Raw genomic sequence first — 16,441 nt, 5'->3', positions numbered from 1 at the left:
TGGCAGGAGGAGGGGGAGTGCGTCGCAAGGGGGGGGCTCCCTGGCTTGAGCCTTTCAAGTCAGGGAGTGTGCAGCTCATCAGCAGTCATTTGAAGTAACGCTTCAATCGTTTCAATGGCTACCCAACAATGCCGCAGCCCCGGCGCCACCGAACAATCCGGCACTGATCCGGTTGAACCAGCTCTGACCTTTGCCGCTGCGCAGATAGCGTGCCGCACCATGGGCGCCAAGGCCGTAAGCCAGTTTGCACAGCAGGTCCAACAGGGTCCAGGTGACGATCATTACCAGCAACTGCGGCAGGAACGGCTGTTCGGCACTAAGGAATTGCGGCAGAAACGCAGCAAAAAACAGGATGTCTTTAGGGTTGCTCGCACCCAATACAAAGGCGCGTCCGAACAAGGCGCGAAAGCGTGGGACGGGGGCCGCTTGCGGCACCTCGGCACCGACCGATGGCTGACGCGATTGCTGCCAGCTTTGCCAGGCGAGGTAGAACAGGTACAGCCCGCCGACGATTTTCAGAGCGCTGAACAACTGTTCGGAAGCCAGCAACAACGCGCCCAGACCCAATGCCGAGGCGCTGAGTAAACAGATCGACGCCGAGACACCGCCGAGAAACGCCGGATAGGAGCGGCGCAATCCGTAATTCAGACTGTTGCTGATCATCAGCAATGACAGTGGTCCCGGAATGAGGATCACCACCAGTGCAGCGCCGCTGAACAGCAGCCAGGTTTCCAGACTCATCGTTTCGCTCCTTTCTATTGTTATCAAGATGCACAAAAGCCCCACCCGCAAGGGTGAGGCTGTTTTCAAACGAGTGCCGCGCAGCGCTTACAGAAAGATGAACTTGGCGATGAAGATCGCGCAGAGCACCCACAGGCTGACGGAAATTTCCTTGTACTTGCCAGTACCGGCCTTCAACGCCACGTAGGTGATGAAGCCCAGTGCGATGCCGTCGGCGACCGAGAAGGTCAGCGGCATCATGATCGCGGTGACGATCGCCGGAATGGCGTCGGTCGCTTCATCCCATTCGATGTGGGCCATGCCGCCCATCATCAGCATCGCCACGTAGATCAGTGCACCGGCGGTGGCGTAAGCGGGAATCATGCCGGCCAGCGGTGCGAAAAACATTGCCGCTATAAATAGCACACCTACGGTGACTGCGGTAAGACCAGTCCGACCACCAGCGGCTACGCCGGCAGCACTTTCCACATAGCTGGTGACAGGTGGAACACCGACCACGGCGCCGAATACGCTGGACGCACTGTCGGCTTTCATTGCGCGGGAGAGGTTTTCGATGCGGCCGTCAGCGTTGACCAGATTGGCGCGCTGGGCGACGCCCATCAGGGTGCCGGCGGTGTCGAACATGTGCACAAAGAGGAAGGCCAGCACCACGCTGATCATGCTGACGTTGAACACGCCGGCCACGTTCATCGCCATAAAGGTCGGCGCCAGACTTGGCGGCGTCGACATGATCCCTTCGTAGTGCACGATACCCAGGCCCCAACCGGCCAGGGTTACTGTGATGATGCTGATGAGGATCGCACCGAACACGCGGTGATAGCTGAGGATTGCGATCATCAGGAAGCAGATGGCCGCGAGCAGTGGACCAGGCTCGCGCAGGGAGCCGAGTTTGATCAGCGTCGCCGGACTATCAACGACGATGCCTGCAGTTTTCAGACCGATCAGGCCGAGGAACAGACCGACACCGGCACCCATCGCATAGCGCAGGCTGACCGGAATACTGTTGAGCAGCCACTCGCGAATCCGCGAGAAGGTCAGGATCATGAACAGCACGCCGGAGACAAACACCGCACCGAGCGCGGTTTCCCAGTTGTAGCCCATGGTGCCGACCACGGTGTAGGTGAAAAACGCGTTGAGGCCCATGCCCGGTGCCAGGCCGACCGGCCAGTTGGCGTAGAGGCCCATCAACAGGCAGCCCAACGCGGCGGCGATACAGGTGGCGACGAAGGCTGCACCGTGATCGATCCCGGCATCGGCCATGATGTTCGGGTTGACGAAGATGATGTAGGCCATGGTGATGAAGGTTGTCAGACCGGCAATCAGCTCGGTCTTCACCGTGGTGCCATGCAAGCTGAGTTTGAACAGACGTTCCAGCAGACCACTGCGTAATGGTGGCGAGAGGTCCAGCGTCGATGCTTCGGATTTGCGGCTTTCCACAGCGAGTACTCCTCAAGAGTTTTATTGTTATTTCCAGGGCCGGACCCATGAGGGGTGGCAGCGGCCCTTTGAGGCATACGCGAATTTGTTGACCATGCGGTCAGGAACTCGCACGCTGTGGATTATGCTTTTGTGTACAAATAAAGCAAATATTGTTTTTGGTTTTGTTTACGAAAGGTCCGTCGATAGGGATATATCGCCTGTGCGGGCCCCTTCGCGAGCAAGCTCGCTCCCACATTTGAAATGCGTTCCCCTGTGGGAGCGAGCCTGCTCGCGAAGAGGCAGTCCCATTCAATCGAGAACCGTCTGACTGTTCCCCAATGCCAGATTCACCGCCAACCAGCCATTCACCGCCGCTTCGCCAGCCTCGGCAAACACCCGCTCCAGCAATTTCACCTGCTCACGCCGCAACGTCTGCTCAAACTTTGCACCTTCCGCCGTCAGCTCCAGCAGGCGTTTACGCTTGTCGGCCTCCGACGCCACGCTGTCCACCAGATGCATTTCCTGCAACTGCCGCAACGGCATGTTCAACGCCTGCTTGCTCACGCCGAGCAATCCCAGCAATTCCTTCACGCTCAAATTCGGGTAACGCGCGATGAAAAACACAATGCGCTGATGCACCCGCGACAGCCCACGGCGCTCGAGCATTTCATCAGCCTTGGCGGTGAAAGCCTGATAGCCGAAGAAAAACGCTTCCATCGCCTGTTGCTGACTGGATGGGTTTTTAAGGTCAAGCATGTTGACGTACTCGCTCAAGCTGTCGTAATTTCAGTCAACCAGTTTGACTCATTTTTCGTCCGCCTCGCTACCGGTGACCCCCATGGCTTTTTCCGAACGTGTCTCGCGCCTCAAGAGTTCTCTGATCCGTGAAATCCTCGCCGCCGCCCAGCGCCCAGAAGTCATGTCGTTCGCCGGCGGATTGCCGGCCGAAGCCATGCTGCCGAAGGTCGAATGGGCGGACATGCCGCTGGCGCTCGGCCAATACGGCATGAGCGAAGGCGAACCGGCGTTGCGCGAGGCTCTGGCGGCGGAGGCGAGGGCACTTGGGCTGGAATGTCAGGCGAGTCAGGTGCTGGTGGTCAGCGGTTCCCAGCAAACCCTTGATCTGGCAGCCAAGCTGTACATCGACAAGGGCACGGAGATTTTGCTGGAGGCACCGACTTATCTCGCCGCACTACAGATATTCCAGCTGTTCGGCGCCGATTGCCTGACCGTGCCGCAGGAGTCCGACGGCCCGAATCTGGCGCAGTTGCGCGAGCGTTTGGAGCAACATCACCCGGCGTTTATCTACCTGATTCCAACGTTCCAGAACCCGTCCGCCGTGCGCTACAGTGAAGAAAAGCGTGCAGCGGTAGCGGCTTTGCTCGACGAATTTGGCGTCACGCTGATCGAAGATGAGCCTTACCGCGAACTGACTTTCGATGGCGGCAGCGCCAAGCCGATTGCCGGGCGCCTGCAGAAATCCAGCTGGATCTACACCGGCACCGTGTCGAAAACCTTGCTGCCGGGTTTGCGTGTCGGCTATCTGATCGCCAGTCCCGATCTGTTTCCGCACTTGCTCAAACTCAAGCAATCGGCGGATCTGCACACCAATCGCATCGGCCAATGGCAGGCGTTGCAGTGGATCGGTACTGAAAAGTATCAGCAGCATCTGAGCGAGTTGCGCGGTTTCTATCGACAGCGGCGGGATGCCTTCCAGGCGGCGCTGGAAAAGCATTTTTCTGATCTGGCGGATTGGAACATGCCGCAGGGTGGGTTGTTTTTCTGGCTGACCTTGAAGCAACCGATGGATACGCGAACGTTGCTCAATGAGGCGTTGGCCAATGACGTGGCGTTTATGCCGGGGGAGCCGTTTTTCCCGGATCCGGATAAGCATCACGGGCATTTGCGTTTGAACTTCAGCCACATCGATCCGGCGCGCCTGGATGAAGGGCTCAAGCGATTGGCGGCGGTGGTGCGCCAGGCGCAGCTAGATAACGCGGCCTGAAAACAAATAAACCGGCTCGAGGGCCGGTTTGTTTTTGTCTGGGTTTGCTGTGTCTGGGAGGGCCTCTTCGTGAGCAGGCTCGCTCCCACAGTGGAAATGCATTCCAAAGGGTGGGAGCGAGCCTGCTCGCGAAGGCGTCAATCAGCCCACCACATAATCATCAGACCGCAGCGAAGCGCTTATCCAGATAATCAATAATCACCTTGGACTCATACATCCAGGTGGTCTGGCCATTCTCTTCAATGCGCAGGCAAGGCACCTTGATCCGGCCGCCCTGATCCAGCAGCGTCTGCCGATCCTGCTCGTTGTTCTTCGCATCCTTCAGCGCCACCGGCACATTCAGGCGGCGCAGCGTACGACGGGTTTTCACACAGAACGGGCAGGCGTGGAACTGATACAGGGTCAGATCCTTCGCGGCTGCATCGACCTGAGCCTGGGCAGCGGCGGGGCGTTTTTTCTTGCCCGGACGGGTGATGAAGTCGATGAAGATAACCAGTTGGCCGAGGCCGACACGAAGCGCTTTGACGAACACGTTGAAGCCTCACGGTGCATATTGAGAAAGGCGCGAAGCTTACCCGATTTTTCACGGGCGAAAAAAAACCGGCGATGAATGCCGGTTTTTTTCGTGCTGCGAATTACTTGATCAGGCTGAGAAACTCGCTGCGAGTCGCGGCGTTTTCACGGAACTCACCGAGCATCACCGAAGTGATCATCGACGAATTCTGCTTCTCGACACCGCGCATCATCATGCACATGTGCTTGGCCTCGATCACCACGGCCACGCCCAGCGCGCCGGTGACTTGTTGCACTGCATCGGCGATCTGGCGGCTGAGGTTTTCCTGAATCTGCAGACGGCGGGCGTACATGTCGACGATACGCGCGACCTTCGACAGGCCCAGTACTTTGCCGCTCGGGATGTACGCGACGTGCGCCTTGCCGATGAACGGCAGCAGGTGGTGTTCGCACAACGAGTACAACTCGATGTCCTTGACCAGCACCATTTCGCTGTTATCGGAGCTGAACAGGGCACCGTTGGTGACCTCTTCGAGCGTCTGTTCATAACCGCGGCAGAGGTACTGCATGGCTTTGGCGGCACGCTTTGGCGTGTCGAGCAGGCCCTCGCGGGACACGTCCTCGCCCAATTGGCCGAGAATCGCGGTGTAGTTCTGTTCCAGTGTCACAGGGGCTGATTCCATAAGGGTTTCAGAGGGGTACTGTTTCTGTCTGTACCAATTTTGTACCAATCAAGCTGTTTTCGAGCTTGCCGAGTTCAACCCAGTCAGTGCTGGAATTGATCCATCGGGCGTAAGTCGATAGCAACATCTGAACGCTATGACCGAGCTGAGTGGCAATAAACGCAGGGTCCATACCCGCCATGAGGCACATGGTAGCGTATGTGTGTCGGCAGTTGTATTGCCGGCGGGCGCGAATGCCCAATTCGATCAGCGCGGCGTGAAAGAGTTTGTCGGCCAGTTCAAATGGGCGCTCTGTTCGCGACAGGTATTTGAATGGCAGAAAATGACCCGCCCTGAAACGCTCACCGACATCCAGGGCGCCAGACCAGATCTCTCACTTCAGCGATTTTATCGAGTAAAATCGCAGGCCACAGGTCACCTTTACCCTGTAAAGAACCCCGCAGAGCTGCTGCGTGTCGAGGCTGAGTCTTGGCATGGGGAAGGCAACAAGTGTTGAGTGAAAGGTTCATTGAAACGACGGCCCGAAAGGGCCTTTTGCATTACCTGGATGCGATTTTCGCGCCTATTAGCCAAAGGAAGATCATGAAAAGTTCAATCAATGATATGGCGTTTACCGAGCGTCGCCGCGTGCCTGTGAGGGCTTCATTGGGCGGTGTTTTATTCTTGGTCATGGCCATCCAGGGGTTCCGTATGGAGTCCAATGGAATCGCTGCGCTGCTGCTGGTGTGTTCGTTATGGTACTTGGGCATGGCGTGGCTGAATCGCAACGCTGGTTCGCAAACCTTGATGATCCTCAAGGACAAGGGCATCTGGTTTTTCAATGCTGATGGGTTAGTCCCTTACACATCGATTGAAGCCACAGAGGTCGAGTCGTACAGCGGGATAGCTCAGATGCAACTCAATACGGTACTTCATATCATTGCCGAAAAGGCTGACACCCTGCCGAACTTTAATGACAGCCGGTGGAAGATCTTCTTCAAGATGCCAAGTGCGCGTAAGGGTAAAGGCTTTCGTAAGCATCTCGTAGTGTTCAACTATGGCGGTCTGCGCGACGAAGACGGCAAAAACGTCGACTATGAGAACCTTGAAGAAGAACTTACGTATCGCATCGAAAAGGCTCACCAAGAGGAACATGAACTGAGCAATTCGGTTTATGTGCCCTCATCGTCAGCAAACGATGCGCTGTCGCCTGTCACTCATTGAATCCCGCTTAACGCGTCGGGCGCTGGCAGTGGGTGCAAAGCCGACTGCCGAAAGCTGCCGTTCGGCTCTGTCTTTCGAACAGCTTCAGCCAAATAAAAGCCCCGCATCGTGACTAACGATGCGGGGCTTCAAATGGGGCGGATTATTCGTCGCGGCCTTCCATCATGGTGCGTTTGAGCATCACGTAAACCGCGCCAGCGCCGCCGTGTCTGGCCTGGCACGAGCAGAAACCCAGCACTTGGGCATGCTGGCGCAGCCAGGTGTTGACGTGGCTTTTGATCATCGGCCGCTTGCCGTCCAGGCGCACAGCCTTGCCGTGGGTGACGCGCACACAGCGGATTTCGAATTTGGTCGCTTCGGCAAGAAACGCCCAAAGTGTTTCGCGGGCCTTTTCCACGCTCATGCCATGCAGGTCGAGGCTGCCTTCGAACGGGATCTGGCCGACCTTGAGCTTGCGCATCTGACTTTCCTGCACGCCGTCGCGGGACCACATCAGCTCGTCTTCCGGGCCGACATCAATCACAAACTGATCGGACAGACCATCAACGGTGGTGGCATCGGTGCGCACGGTAGCGGACTGGCGCAGCTTGGCAATCTGTGCGCGGTCTGCCTTGGGTTTGCCGGTGTCGGCGCGGTCGTGCTTGATCGGCTTGACGCCTTGGATCGCACTTTTGAACAGGGAAAAATCGTCGTCTTGCATGTCAGCCTCCGCGAAGGGCGGCCAGTTTACCCAAGTCGAAACAAAACGGCCCGGCAAAAAGCCAGGCCGGTGAGTCAGTCGTGTTTTTTCATCAGGTGCGGGGACATGTTCAGTTCCCGCGATTGCCGTGCGCGACGGCGGCAGCGGCGCCACAGGGCGACACCGAAATACAGAAACAGCAAACCGACCGCCAGAATGATCGCCGAGCCCATCGGCGTAGCGTTCAAGTCACCGAGTGCCGGTGGGCGGCCGAGCAGGCTGGCCGCTCCGGCCATCGCCAGCAGCACGCCGAACGTGGCCAGAATGGCCGCGATCGCCGCGCCGAATCGAAAACGCCAGTTGCTTTGGCCTTTGGGCCGCAAGCGGCGTGCGTCAAATCCATCGGATAACTTCATTCCGACCTTCCTCAATGGGTATCGGCCCTTCGACCGGGAGTTGACCGGGTTGTTCCTGAGGCTATGGCATTTGCGGCAAATGAGAGGGTTTTGCGGATGAGCGGCGCGCTGAGCCGCTCATCAGAGCAGATCAGATCAGGTCTTGAGTCAGCGCGAGGGTGGCGAAGTTGTCCGCCATGATCGCCATTTCGGCTTCCTGCACCACGGCGGCGCTGAGCACGCGGCCCTTGAACGGCAAGTCGCGGGTGGCGCAGGCGTCTTCCACCAGGGTGCAGCGGAAACCCAGGTTCTTAGCCGCGCGCACGGTGGTGCTGACGCTGGAGTGGCTCATGAAACCGCAGACGATCAAGTCCAGCGAGCCAAGGTTTTGCAAACGATCGAGCAACTCGGTGCCGTGGAACGCGCTCGGCAGCAGTTTGCCGATAATGGTTTCATCGCCTTGTGGCTCGAGGCCCGGGATGAATTCGCCGCGTTCGCCCTGCGGGTCGAACAAGCCACCGACGGTGCCGAGATGACGCACGTGCACGATCGGCCGACCGGCTGCACGGGCTGCGGCAACCACTTGTTTGATGTTCGCGACGGCCGCGTCCATGCCGCTCAGAGCCAGCGGGCCACTGAGATATTCTTTCTGGGCATCGATGATGACCACGGTGGCATGGCTCAGTGTGGCCGCTGCGTAACCGCGACCGCTGAGTTGAAACATCGTTTTTGGAACGGACATTCTGGGGCTCCTTGGGGTGGGGCTTTTGCGACATTGTCCTCTGGCTGAGCGGTTCTGTGAATCGCTACCATCGTAGGCACCGTCGTTATTGGCCTGCAGCCTTGTCAAGTTACACGTTCTGTTCAATGGCTGATGCAAAAAACAGAAAACTCCTACTGTCGGCGCGATGTTTTTCCTGCGTCGTCGTCAGGCGTTTTGGCTGCTAGAATCGCCAGTCGTTTTTTCTGGAGTTCTGCGCCGTGATCACTTCCCGCCTTCGTACCCTGCGTGACCATATCCGTTGGGCCGTCAGCCGCTTCCATGGGGAGGATCTGTTTTTCGGCCATGGCACCGACAATGCCTGGGACGAAGCCCGGCAACTCGTGCTCGGTGCGTTGCACCTGCCGTGGGAAATCGCCGACAGCTACCTCGATTGCGCGCTGGAAGACGACGAGCTGGTCAACCTGCAACGCCTGCTCAAGCGCCGCATCGACGAACGCATTCCCACCGCTTACCTGTTGGGCGAGGCGTGGTTCTGCGGCATGTCGTTTATCGTCGATGAGCGCGTGTTGATCCCGCGTTCGCCGATTGGCGAATTGATCGAAAACCACTTCGCGCCGTGGATCGGCACCGAACCTGCGCGCATTCTCGACCTGTGCACCGGCTCCGGTTGCATCGGCATTGCCTGCGCCTACGAGTTCCAGAACGCCGAGGTGGTGCTGGCCGATCTGTCGTTCGAAGCGCTGGAAGTGGCCAACCAGAACATCGAGCGCCATGGCGTCGATGAACGCGTCTACACCGTGCAGGGCGATGGTTTTGATGGTTTGCCGGGTCAGCGTTTCGACCTGATCGTGTCGAACCCGCCTTACGTGGATGCGGAAGATTTCGCTGATATGCCGGATGAATATCAGCATGAGCCCGAGCTGGGTCTGGCTTGCGGTGATGATGGGTTGAATCTGGTTCGACGCATGCTCGCTGAAGCGGCGGATCACCTGACCGAGAAGGGCTTGCTGATCGTTGAAGTGGGCAACAGTCAGGTTCACGTTGACGCGCTGTACCCGGAAGTGGATTTCGCCTGGCTCGAATTCGAGCGCGGCGGGCATGGCGTGTTCATGCTGACAGCGGAGCAGTGCCGCGATCATCAGGCCCTGTTCGCTTCCCGCGTCTGACCCTTAAAAGCTTCGTCGGAACGCCGCCCGGAGCAGGCTCGCTCCCACAGGGAAATGCATTCCAAGGTGGGAGCGAGCCTGCTCGCGAATGGCCGCACGGCGGTCTCAAGCCATCAGCGGTGCGTAGCAATCCAGATCAACAACCCCGCCTGAAACACCGCAAACGCCACCAGACAGGTAATCGTGAAACGCAGACCAGCATCTTCACGCTTGAACTTGCTGACCTTGTCTTCCTGCTTCTTCAGCTTCACTTCCTGCTCGGCCAGATTCTGCTCGGCCTGCTGGAGCATCTGCGCTGCCTCAAGAATCTCGACAATCTGTAGCTTTTCGCTGTTCCAGTCACCGAGCAAATCGCCAACCTGCACTTCCTTGACGCTGCCCTTCAAATGCTGGGCATCGGCGTACACCACATCAAAACCATGCACGCGCAGAAAATGATCGCGACGCAGGCGCGTGTCTTCGTTCAGCGCGTCCTTGTTGTTCAAGTCCATGCCGTCGACGGTGTAGGTCGGCCAACGTTTTTTCGCCCAGTTGATGCCTTGCGCGGCCATGTAGCGGCCGATGCCACGGTTCATCGGTTCGATCTGTAGGCCGCTGTCCGGGCCGAAGTGCACACGCTTGGTCGTGTGATCAACCCACACGTCCAGCTGATTCTGCTCTTTGCGCACACGCTGGCCGGGCAGTTTGATCGCCATGCGCATCAGGCTTTTTTCTTTGCTGTTGCGCTCGGCATAGCCGAATTCGACGAAGCGCAATGGGCGCCCGCCGGTGTTGCGATCGGTTTGCAGCGGGGCCAGGCGGAGCATCTTGTGGTGCTCGACGTGGACATCCGCCCACGGCAGCTCGACCGCTGGCGGTGCGTCTTTTTCAGCGGTGGTGTCGGGTGAAGTCTGGGTATCAGTCATAACGGCGAGATCCTGTCCAAGCCCTGCTTGTCGCCAGCCGTTGCGCTGGCGACAAAGGCTTATCGGCCGTTTTTTGCAGGACTAGAGGGCAAACAACGGTTAACTGGCGCGAAGTCCGTCAATAAACTCAATGATCTTCGCGCCGAGTTCCGCCGCTAGCGGCAAATTTGGATCCTTGTACGAAGCCAATTGCCGCTTCATATCGTTGTGGACGATGCGCATGACATGGTTCATGCCATCGATCACCGCCAGTTCGGCGTCGGGTTTGGCGGCTTTCAGCGCCTGCGCATCGCCAACGCCGACCTGCATGTCATTGCTGCCCTGGACGATCAGCGCCGGCATCTGCAATTGCGCGAAGGCTTTGGCCGGATCCTGACGGAACAGTGAAATCAGATACGGCTGCACGCTCGGGCGGAAAATCACTTGCAACGGTTGCGGAACATTGTCGTCGGTGTGGCCAGCCTTGAGGCTGTCGAGCAATTCATTGCTGCGCAGCATCAGCGGCGGCGGCAGGCTGCGGGCCAGTTGCTCGCGGATCACCTGATCGACCGGGCGGGCGCTGCCGGACAGGGAAATCACCGCCGCCGCATCGACTTTCGGTGCAGCGAGGCTGGCAATCAGCGCGCCTTCACTGTGGCCGAGCAGGATCAGCTTGCCGAAACGCGGATCAGTCTTGAGCTTCTGCCCCCACGCCACTGCATCCGCCGCATAGGCTTCCACCGACAAATTGCGCTCATCCGGCGTCGCCGCCAGGCTCGCCGCAACACCGCGTTTGTCGTAACGCACGCTGGCGATGTTGTGTTTGGCCAGCACCCACGCCAAGCGTTTTAGGCTGTCGTTGCGCCCGCCGTCGGGGTTGTTTCCGTCACGATCCGTAGGACCGGAGCCAGAAATGATCAGGACAACCGGCACCGGGTTGTCAGATTTTGGCAACAACAGCGAGCCGAAAAGCTCGCCGGTGCCAGTATCCAAATTTACCGGACGCTGTAGGACCGTCGCTTGGGCAAAGCCCGTAAACAGGGTAAGACTCAAGATCAAAACTCGCAGCATCATCACGCCATCATTCGCCAAGGTGCCGGTTGGACTCGCCAGCACCACTAAGGTTCGAGGATGAACTACTCGGTTAGCCTGCGTATACTGGCGCGCATCACGAATTTGGGTTTGATTTCACGGAGCGTCCTGCATGTCCGGCAATACCTACGGCAAGTTGTTCACTGTCACCACCGCTGGCGAAAGCCATGGTCCGGCGTTGGTCGCCATTGTCGACGGCTGCCCGCCGGGCCTGGAGATCTCCCTCGAAGACCTGCAGCGCGACCTCGATCGCCGCAAGCCCGGCACCAGCCGCCACACCACCCAGCGTCAGGAAGCCGACGAAGTCGAAATCCTCTCCGGCGTGTTCGAAGGGCGCACCACCGGTTGCTCGATCGGCTTGCTGATCCGCAACACCGACCAGAAGTCCAAGGACTACTCGGCGATCAAGGATCTGTTCCGCCCGGCCCACGCCGATTACACCTATCACCACAAATACGGCGAGCGCGACTATCGTGGCGGTGGCCGCAGTTCGGCGCGGGAAACCGCGATGCGCGTGGCCGCGGGTGCGATCGCCAAGAAATACCTGGCCACTCAGGGCATCGTCATCCGTGGCTACATGAGCCAGCTCGGCCCGATCGAGATCCCGTTCAAGACCTGGGATTCGGTGGAAGAGAACGCCTTCTTCAGCCCGGATCCGGATAAAGTGCCGGAGCTGGAAGCCTACATGGACCAATTGCGCCGCGATCAGGACTCGGTCGGGGCGAAGATCACCGTCGTTGCCGAAGGCGTGATGCCCGGTCTGGGCGAGCCGATTTTCGACCGTCTCGATGCCGAACTGGCGCATGCGCTGATGAGCATCAACGCAGTGAAAGGCGTGGAAATCGGCGCCGGTTTCGCCTCGGTTGCCCAGCGTGGCACCGAGCACCGCGATGAAATGACCCCGGAAGGTTTCCTCAGCAACAATGCAGGCGGCATTCTCGGTGGCATTTCGTCTGGTCAGCCGATCATTGCCCATCTGGCATTGAAGCCGACGTCGAGCATCACCACCCCGGGCCGTTCGATCGACATCCACGGTAACCCGGTCGATGTGATCACCAAGGGCCGTCATGATCCGTGCGTCGGCATCCGCGCCACGCCGATTGCCGAAGCGATGATGGCCATTGTGCTGATGGATCACCTGCTGCGTCACCGTGGGCAGAACGCCGATGTGCGTGTGAGCACGCCGGTGCTGGGCCAGCTTTGATGGCGGGCCTTAAAGCCGTCGCGGCATAACCGGCGTGGCGGCGCTTCCTTACTGGCGGCTGTCCAGTTTCTATCTGTTCTATTTCGCCTTGCTCGGCTCGACAGCGCCGTTTCTGGCGCTGTACTTCGATCACCTCGGTTTCAGTCCGGCGCGCATTGGTGAACTGGTCGCGATCCCGATGCTGATGCGCTGCGTGGCGCCGAACATCTGGGGCTGGCTCGGCGATTACACCGGCAAACGCCTGGCCATCGTGCGCTTCGGCGCGGTCTGCACACTGCTGACCTTCTCGTTGATTTTCGTCAGCAAGACCTACGCCTGGCTGGCGATGGTCATGGCGCTGCACGCATTTTTCTGGCACGCGGTGCTGCCGCAATTCGAAGTTATCACCCTCGCGCATTTACAGGGGCAGACCTCGCGTTACAGCCAGATTCGCCTGTGGGGATCGATCGGTTTCATCATCACCGTGGTCGCGCTGGGGCGGCTGTTCGAATGGCTCAGCCTCGACATCTATCCGGCGGCGCTGGTGCTGATCATGGCCGGCATCGTGCTCAGCAGTCTGTGGGTGCCGAATGCGCAACCGCCGCAAGGCAATCGGCCGACCGGCGAGGGTTTCCTCAAGCAACTGCGCAATCCCGGCGTGCTGGCGTTTTACGGTTGCGTGGCGTTGATGCAGATGAGCCACGGCCCGTATTACACCTTTCTGACTTTGCACCTTGAACGGCTCGGCTACGCACGCGGCACCATCGGCATGCTCTGGGCCGTGGGTGTGGTCGCTGAAGTGCTGATGTTCATGGCGATGAGCCGGATTCTTGCGCGGTTTTCCCTGCGCCGCGTGCTGATGGCGAGTTTTCTGCTGGCGGCGCTGCGCTGGTTGCTGCTAGGTTCGTTCGCCGAGTTTCTGTCGGTGCTGTTGTTCGCGCAGATTCTGCACGCAGCAACCTTCGGTAGCTTTCATGCCGCTGCCATCGCGTTCGTGCAACGTAGCTTCGGCGCGCGCCAGCAAGGGCAGGGCCAGGCGTTGTACGCAGCACTGGCCGGCACCGGCGGCGCCATGGGCGCGTTGTATTCCGGTTACAGCTGGAATGCCCTCGGCGCGACATTGACCTTTAGTATTGCCAGTCTCGCGGCGCTCGCTGCTGCCGTTATCATTGCCACACGTATGCAAGAGGACAGGCCATGAGCCTTACGCGTGAACAACTCGCCCAGCAAATCGTCGATGCCGGGCGCTTTCTTTATGGTCGCGGCTGGTCGCCGGCCACCAGCAGCAACTACTCGACGCGCCTGTCGCCGAGCGAAGCGCTGCTGACCGTGTCGGGCAAGCACAAAGGCCAGTTGGGTCTGGACGATGTGCTCGCCACCGATCTGTCGGGCAACAGCCTGGAGCCAGGCAAAAAACCGTCCGCGGAAACCCTGCTGCACACCCAGCTGTATAGCTGGCGGCCGGAGATCGGCGCAGTGCTGCACACCCATTCGGTGAATGCCACGGTGCTGTCGCGCCTGACCCCGCAAGACTTTATCGAATTCGAAGACTACGAATTGCAGAAAGCCTTCAGCGGCATCTCGACTCACGAATCGCGGGTGCGCGTGCCGATTTTCGACAACGATCAGGACATTGCGCGCCTCGCCGCCAAGGTGCAGCCTTGGCTCGACGCCCATCCCGATTGCGTTGGTTATCTGATTCGCGGCCACGGCCTCTACACCTGGGGCGCGCAGATGAGCGATGCGCTGCGGCAGATCGAGGCCTTTGAGTTTCTGTTTGAATGCGAGTTGAAAACCCGCAGCGTCATGAACCGCCAAGGCTGACTTCACCGGAAGTAGCCCATTTGCCTGATGAAATGCTGTGCCCGACCGGTCTGCAAGAACCGGACGGCAAGGCCGATACCGAGGAATTGCCCCATGAGCAGCCTGTCCGTCTATCACGTCTCAAGCCCCGACATCCCGAACAAGGTGCTGACGCACTTCGAGGACATCGCCTCGACCCTGGCCGAGCAGGGCGTGCGCTTCGACCGCTGGCAAGCCGCCGCGAAGATCCAGCCCGGTGCCACCCAGGAAGAAGTGATCAGCGCCTATAAAGAGCAGATCGACCAACTGATGACCGAGCGCGGTTACATCACCGTCGATGTCATCAGCCTGAACAGCGATCACCCGCAAAAAGCCGAATTGCGCGCCAAGTTCCTTGAAGAACACCGCCATGGCGAAGACGAAGTACGCTTTTTCGTTGCTGGCCGTGGGCTGTTTACCTTGCACATCGACGATTACGTCTACGCCGTACTGTGCGAGAAGAACGATCTGATCTCGGTGCCGGCCGGCACCAAGCATTGGTTCGACATGGGCGAGCATCCGCACTTCGTGGCGATTCGCCTGTTTAACAACCCTGAAGGTTGGGTTGCCAACTTCACCGGCGAAGACATCGCTGGCCGTTTCCCGCGTCTGGAGGACTGATTCGATGTCGATCAAAGCCATTGTCACTGACATCGAAGGCACCACCAGCGCGGTGAGTTTCGTGTTTGACGTGCTGTTTCCGTACGCGGCCAAACATTTGCCGGATTTCGTTCGGCAGAACGCCGAACGCGCCGATGTCGCCGAGCAACTCGACGCCGTACGCCGTGACAGCAACGCACCGCAGGCCGATGTTGAACGGGTTGTTGAAATCCTCTTGAGCTGGATCGAAGAAGATCGCAAAGCCACGCCGCTCAAGGCTTTGCAAGGCATGGTCTGGGCCCAGGGTTATCACGCCGGGCAGTTGAAGGGGCATGTTTACCCGGATGCCGTTGAAGCGCTAAAACGCTGGCACGCGGCGGGTTATCAACTGTTTGTGTACTCGTCGGGCTCGATTCAGGCACAGAAGCTGATTTTCGGCTGCTCGGAGGCGGGGGATCTGACGCCGCTGTTCAGCGGGTATTTCGACACGACGTCGGGGCCCAAGCGCGAGGCGCAGTCGTACACCAATATCCAGCAAGCCATTGGCGTTGAAGCGGGGGAGATTCTGTTCCTCTCGGACATCGTCGAAGAACTCGACGCCGCGCAGGCAGCCGGCCTGCAAACCTGCGGCCTCGCCCGTGAAGGCGGCGAACTGGGCAGCCACATCACCGTCGACACCTTCACCGGCATAGAACCCGAAGCTTTCTAACCACACAAAACCCCAATGTGGGAGCGAGCCTGCTCGCGAAGGCGGAATATCAGATAAAAATTTATCCCTGACACACCGCTTTCGCGAGCAAGCTCGCTCCCACAGGGTTTTGCATCAACACAAAAAACAGGCCGTGAAGCGAAAGCTCCACGGCCTGTTTTGTTTAAAGCGCTTTAGAACTTACAGCGAGTGATACGTCGGCAGGGCAAAACGCTGCTGGCTCTGCAGCATGGCAATTTGCGGCAGTTCACTGGCTTGCTCAGCCAAGTCACGGCGAATCGCACTGATCGCCCACGACAGTTGGTCGCCGGCATGCAGTTGTTGATAAGTCAGAGCGCGTTTAAACACTTTACCGTCGCTGCTGCGCAGGGTCAGCAGAATCCCGCCATCGGGGCGTGGCGCAGTGGTGACGTCGAAGTTGGAGAACAGGGAGGTAAATTTTTCTTGGATCAGGCTCATGTCTTTCAGCTCCGTATGCACTTGAATGGCAAGCATGCAAAGGAGGTTGCAGCGATTGTGCCAGCATTTGAAAATAAAAAATCCCTTATAAATCAGTAACTTAAAAAATAAGAAAATTCAGGTCGTCGTGCAAACTGCATGAAT

The 16,441-nt window shown here is 58.7% G+C and carries 19 protein-coding genes and 2 pseudogenes; 9 read left to right on the top strand and 12 right to left on the bottom strand.

The window, feature by feature from the left end:
- Positions 1 to 111: 111 nt before the first annotated feature.
- From KBP52_RS08900 to KBP52_RS08890, 3 genes are all read right to left on the bottom strand, one after another.
- Complete coding sequence (locus KBP52_RS08900) at positions 112 to 741, bottom strand: LysE family translocator (RefSeq protein ID WP_077571778.1); 630 nt, start codon at positions 739 to 741, stop codon at positions 112 to 114.
- A gap of 87 nt (positions 742 to 828) precedes the next feature.
- Positions 829 to 2,178 carry an NCS2 family permease gene (locus KBP52_RS08895; RefSeq protein ID WP_212622628.1) on the bottom strand — a complete coding sequence of 450 codons (1,350 nt, stop codon included), beginning with the start codon at positions 2,176 to 2,178 and terminating at the stop codon, positions 829 to 831.
- A gap of 291 nt (positions 2,179 to 2,469) precedes the next feature.
- Complete coding sequence (locus tag KBP52_RS08890; RefSeq protein ID WP_077571779.1) at positions 2,470 to 2,916, bottom strand: MarR family transcriptional regulator; 447 nt, start codon at positions 2,914 to 2,916, stop codon at positions 2,470 to 2,472.
- Between the two features lie 82 nt (positions 2,917 to 2,998).
- On the opposite strand from KBP52_RS08890, the gene KBP52_RS08885 reads away from it, so the two are divergent.
- A complete protein-coding gene (locus tag KBP52_RS08885; protein ID WP_212622627.1) occupies positions 2,999 to 4,165 on the top strand; it encodes a PLP-dependent aminotransferase family protein in 1,167 nt (388 codons plus the stop codon).
- 160 nt (positions 4,166 to 4,325) lie between these two features.
- Here KBP52_RS08885 and KBP52_RS08880 read toward each other — a convergent pair whose 3' ends face one another.
- From KBP52_RS08880 to KBP52_RS30475, 3 genes and pseudogenes are all read right to left on the bottom strand, one after another.
- Positions 4,326 to 4,697 carry a glutathione S-transferase N-terminal domain-containing protein gene (locus tag KBP52_RS08880; protein WP_116032877.1) on the bottom strand — a complete coding sequence of 124 codons (372 nt, stop codon included), beginning with the start codon at positions 4,695 to 4,697 and terminating at the stop codon, positions 4,326 to 4,328.
- A 103-nt stretch (positions 4,698 to 4,800) separates the two neighbouring features.
- A complete protein-coding gene (folE, locus tag KBP52_RS08875; protein WP_010456659.1) occupies positions 4,801 to 5,346 on the bottom strand; it encodes a GTP cyclohydrolase I FolE in 546 nt (181 codons plus the stop codon).
- A 22-nt stretch (positions 5,347 to 5,368) separates the two neighbouring features.
- Positions 5,369 to 5,617 (bottom strand): annotated as a pseudogene (locus KBP52_RS30475) (site-specific integrase); the annotation flags it as partial.
- Between KBP52_RS30475 and KBP52_RS08870 the strand changes: the two are divergent.
- Together KBP52_RS08870 and KBP52_RS08865 are read left to right on the top strand one after the other, a co-directional pair.
- Positions 5,618 to 5,722: pseudogene (locus tag KBP52_RS08870) on the top strand (DNA adenine methylase); the annotation flags it as partial. It lies immediately after the preceding pseudogene.
- 221 nt (positions 5,723 to 5,943) lie between these two features.
- Positions 5,944 to 6,564: a hypothetical protein gene (locus KBP52_RS08865; RefSeq protein ID WP_077572240.1), complete on the top strand. Its 621-nt coding sequence runs from the start codon at positions 5,944 to 5,946 to the stop codon at positions 6,562 to 6,564.
- Between the two features lie 142 nt (positions 6,565 to 6,706).
- On the opposite strand, the gene KBP52_RS08860 is transcribed toward KBP52_RS08865, so the two are convergent.
- The 3 genes from KBP52_RS08860 to KBP52_RS08850 all read right to left on the bottom strand — a co-directional run bounded on the left by KBP52_RS08860 (position 6,707) and on the right by KBP52_RS08850 (position 8,380).
- Entirely contained in the window at positions 6,707 to 7,264 is a 558-nt protein-coding gene (locus KBP52_RS08860) for a Smr/MutS family protein (protein WP_077571781.1), read from the bottom strand.
- A gap of 74 nt (positions 7,265 to 7,338) precedes the next feature.
- Positions 7,339 to 7,659 carry a hypothetical protein gene (locus KBP52_RS08855; protein WP_007914024.1) on the bottom strand — a complete coding sequence of 107 codons (321 nt, stop codon included), beginning with the start codon at positions 7,657 to 7,659 and terminating at the stop codon, positions 7,339 to 7,341.
- Positions 7,660 to 7,789: 130 nt separating this feature from the next.
- On the bottom strand, positions 7,790 to 8,380 hold the full coding sequence (locus KBP52_RS08850; RefSeq protein WP_007914026.1) for a cysteine hydrolase family protein: 591 nt from the start codon (positions 8,378 to 8,380) through the stop codon (positions 7,790 to 7,792).
- A gap of 239 nt (positions 8,381 to 8,619) precedes the next feature.
- On the opposite strand from KBP52_RS08850, the gene prmB reads away from it, so the two are divergent.
- On the top strand, positions 8,620 to 9,528 hold the full coding sequence (gene prmB, locus KBP52_RS08845; protein ID WP_077571782.1) for a 50S ribosomal protein L3 N(5)-glutamine methyltransferase: 909 nt from the start codon (positions 8,620 to 8,622) through the stop codon (positions 9,526 to 9,528).
- Positions 9,529 to 9,641: 113 nt separating this feature from the next.
- Here prmB and KBP52_RS08840 read toward each other — a convergent pair whose 3' ends face one another.
- Positions 9,642 to 10,433 (bottom strand): hypothetical protein, encoded by a 792-nt coding sequence (locus tag KBP52_RS08840; RefSeq protein WP_110721157.1) that lies wholly within the window; start codon positions 10,431 to 10,433, stop codon positions 9,642 to 9,644.
- A gap of 99 nt (positions 10,434 to 10,532) precedes the next feature.
- Complete coding sequence (locus tag KBP52_RS08835) at positions 10,533 to 11,486, bottom strand: alpha/beta fold hydrolase (protein WP_212622626.1); 954 nt, start codon at positions 11,484 to 11,486, stop codon at positions 10,533 to 10,535.
- Between the two features lie 130 nt (positions 11,487 to 11,616).
- Between KBP52_RS08835 and aroC the strand changes: the two genes are divergently transcribed.
- The 5 genes from aroC to mtnC all read left to right on the top strand — a co-directional run bounded on the left by aroC (position 11,617) and on the right by mtnC (position 15,838).
- On the top strand, positions 11,617 to 12,708 hold the full coding sequence (aroC, locus tag KBP52_RS08830; protein ID WP_212622625.1) for a chorismate synthase: 1,092 nt from the start codon (positions 11,617 to 11,619) through the stop codon (positions 12,706 to 12,708).
- 34 nt (positions 12,709 to 12,742) lie between these two features.
- On the top strand, positions 12,743 to 13,888 hold the full coding sequence (locus KBP52_RS08825; protein WP_123592744.1) for an MFS transporter: 1,146 nt from the start codon (positions 12,743 to 12,745) through the stop codon (positions 13,886 to 13,888).
- Positions 13,885 to 14,511, top strand: coding sequence for a methylthioribulose 1-phosphate dehydratase (locus KBP52_RS08820; RefSeq protein ID WP_007959997.1), 627 nt, complete (start codon positions 13,885 to 13,887; stop codon positions 14,509 to 14,511). Before KBP52_RS08825 ends, KBP52_RS08820 begins: the two co-directional genes overlap by 4 nt.
- A 93-nt stretch (positions 14,512 to 14,604) precedes the next feature.
- On the top strand, positions 14,605 to 15,150 hold the full coding sequence (locus KBP52_RS08815) for an acireductone dioxygenase (RefSeq protein WP_102901171.1): 546 nt from the start codon (positions 14,605 to 14,607) through the stop codon (positions 15,148 to 15,150).
- A 4-nt stretch (positions 15,151 to 15,154) separates the two neighbouring features.
- Positions 15,155 to 15,838: an acireductone synthase gene (gene mtnC, locus KBP52_RS08810; RefSeq protein ID WP_141129881.1), complete on the top strand. Its 684-nt coding sequence runs from the start codon at positions 15,155 to 15,157 to the stop codon at positions 15,836 to 15,838.
- A gap of 180 nt (positions 15,839 to 16,018) precedes the next feature.
- Here mtnC and KBP52_RS08805 read toward each other — a convergent pair whose 3' ends face one another.
- A complete protein-coding gene (locus tag KBP52_RS08805; protein ID WP_008080936.1) occupies positions 16,019 to 16,297 on the bottom strand; it encodes a DUF3509 domain-containing protein in 279 nt (92 codons plus the stop codon).
- Positions 16,298 to 16,441: the final 144 nt, after the last annotated feature.

This window comes from Pseudomonas sp. SCA2728.1_7 (assembly GCF_018138145.1).
Classification (GTDB): Bacteria; Pseudomonadota; Gammaproteobacteria; order Pseudomonadales; family Pseudomonadaceae; genus Aquipseudomonas; species Aquipseudomonas koreensis_A.
Note: the sequence above shows the minus strand (reverse complement) of the source record. Positions and strands in the feature narration are given on the sequence as shown.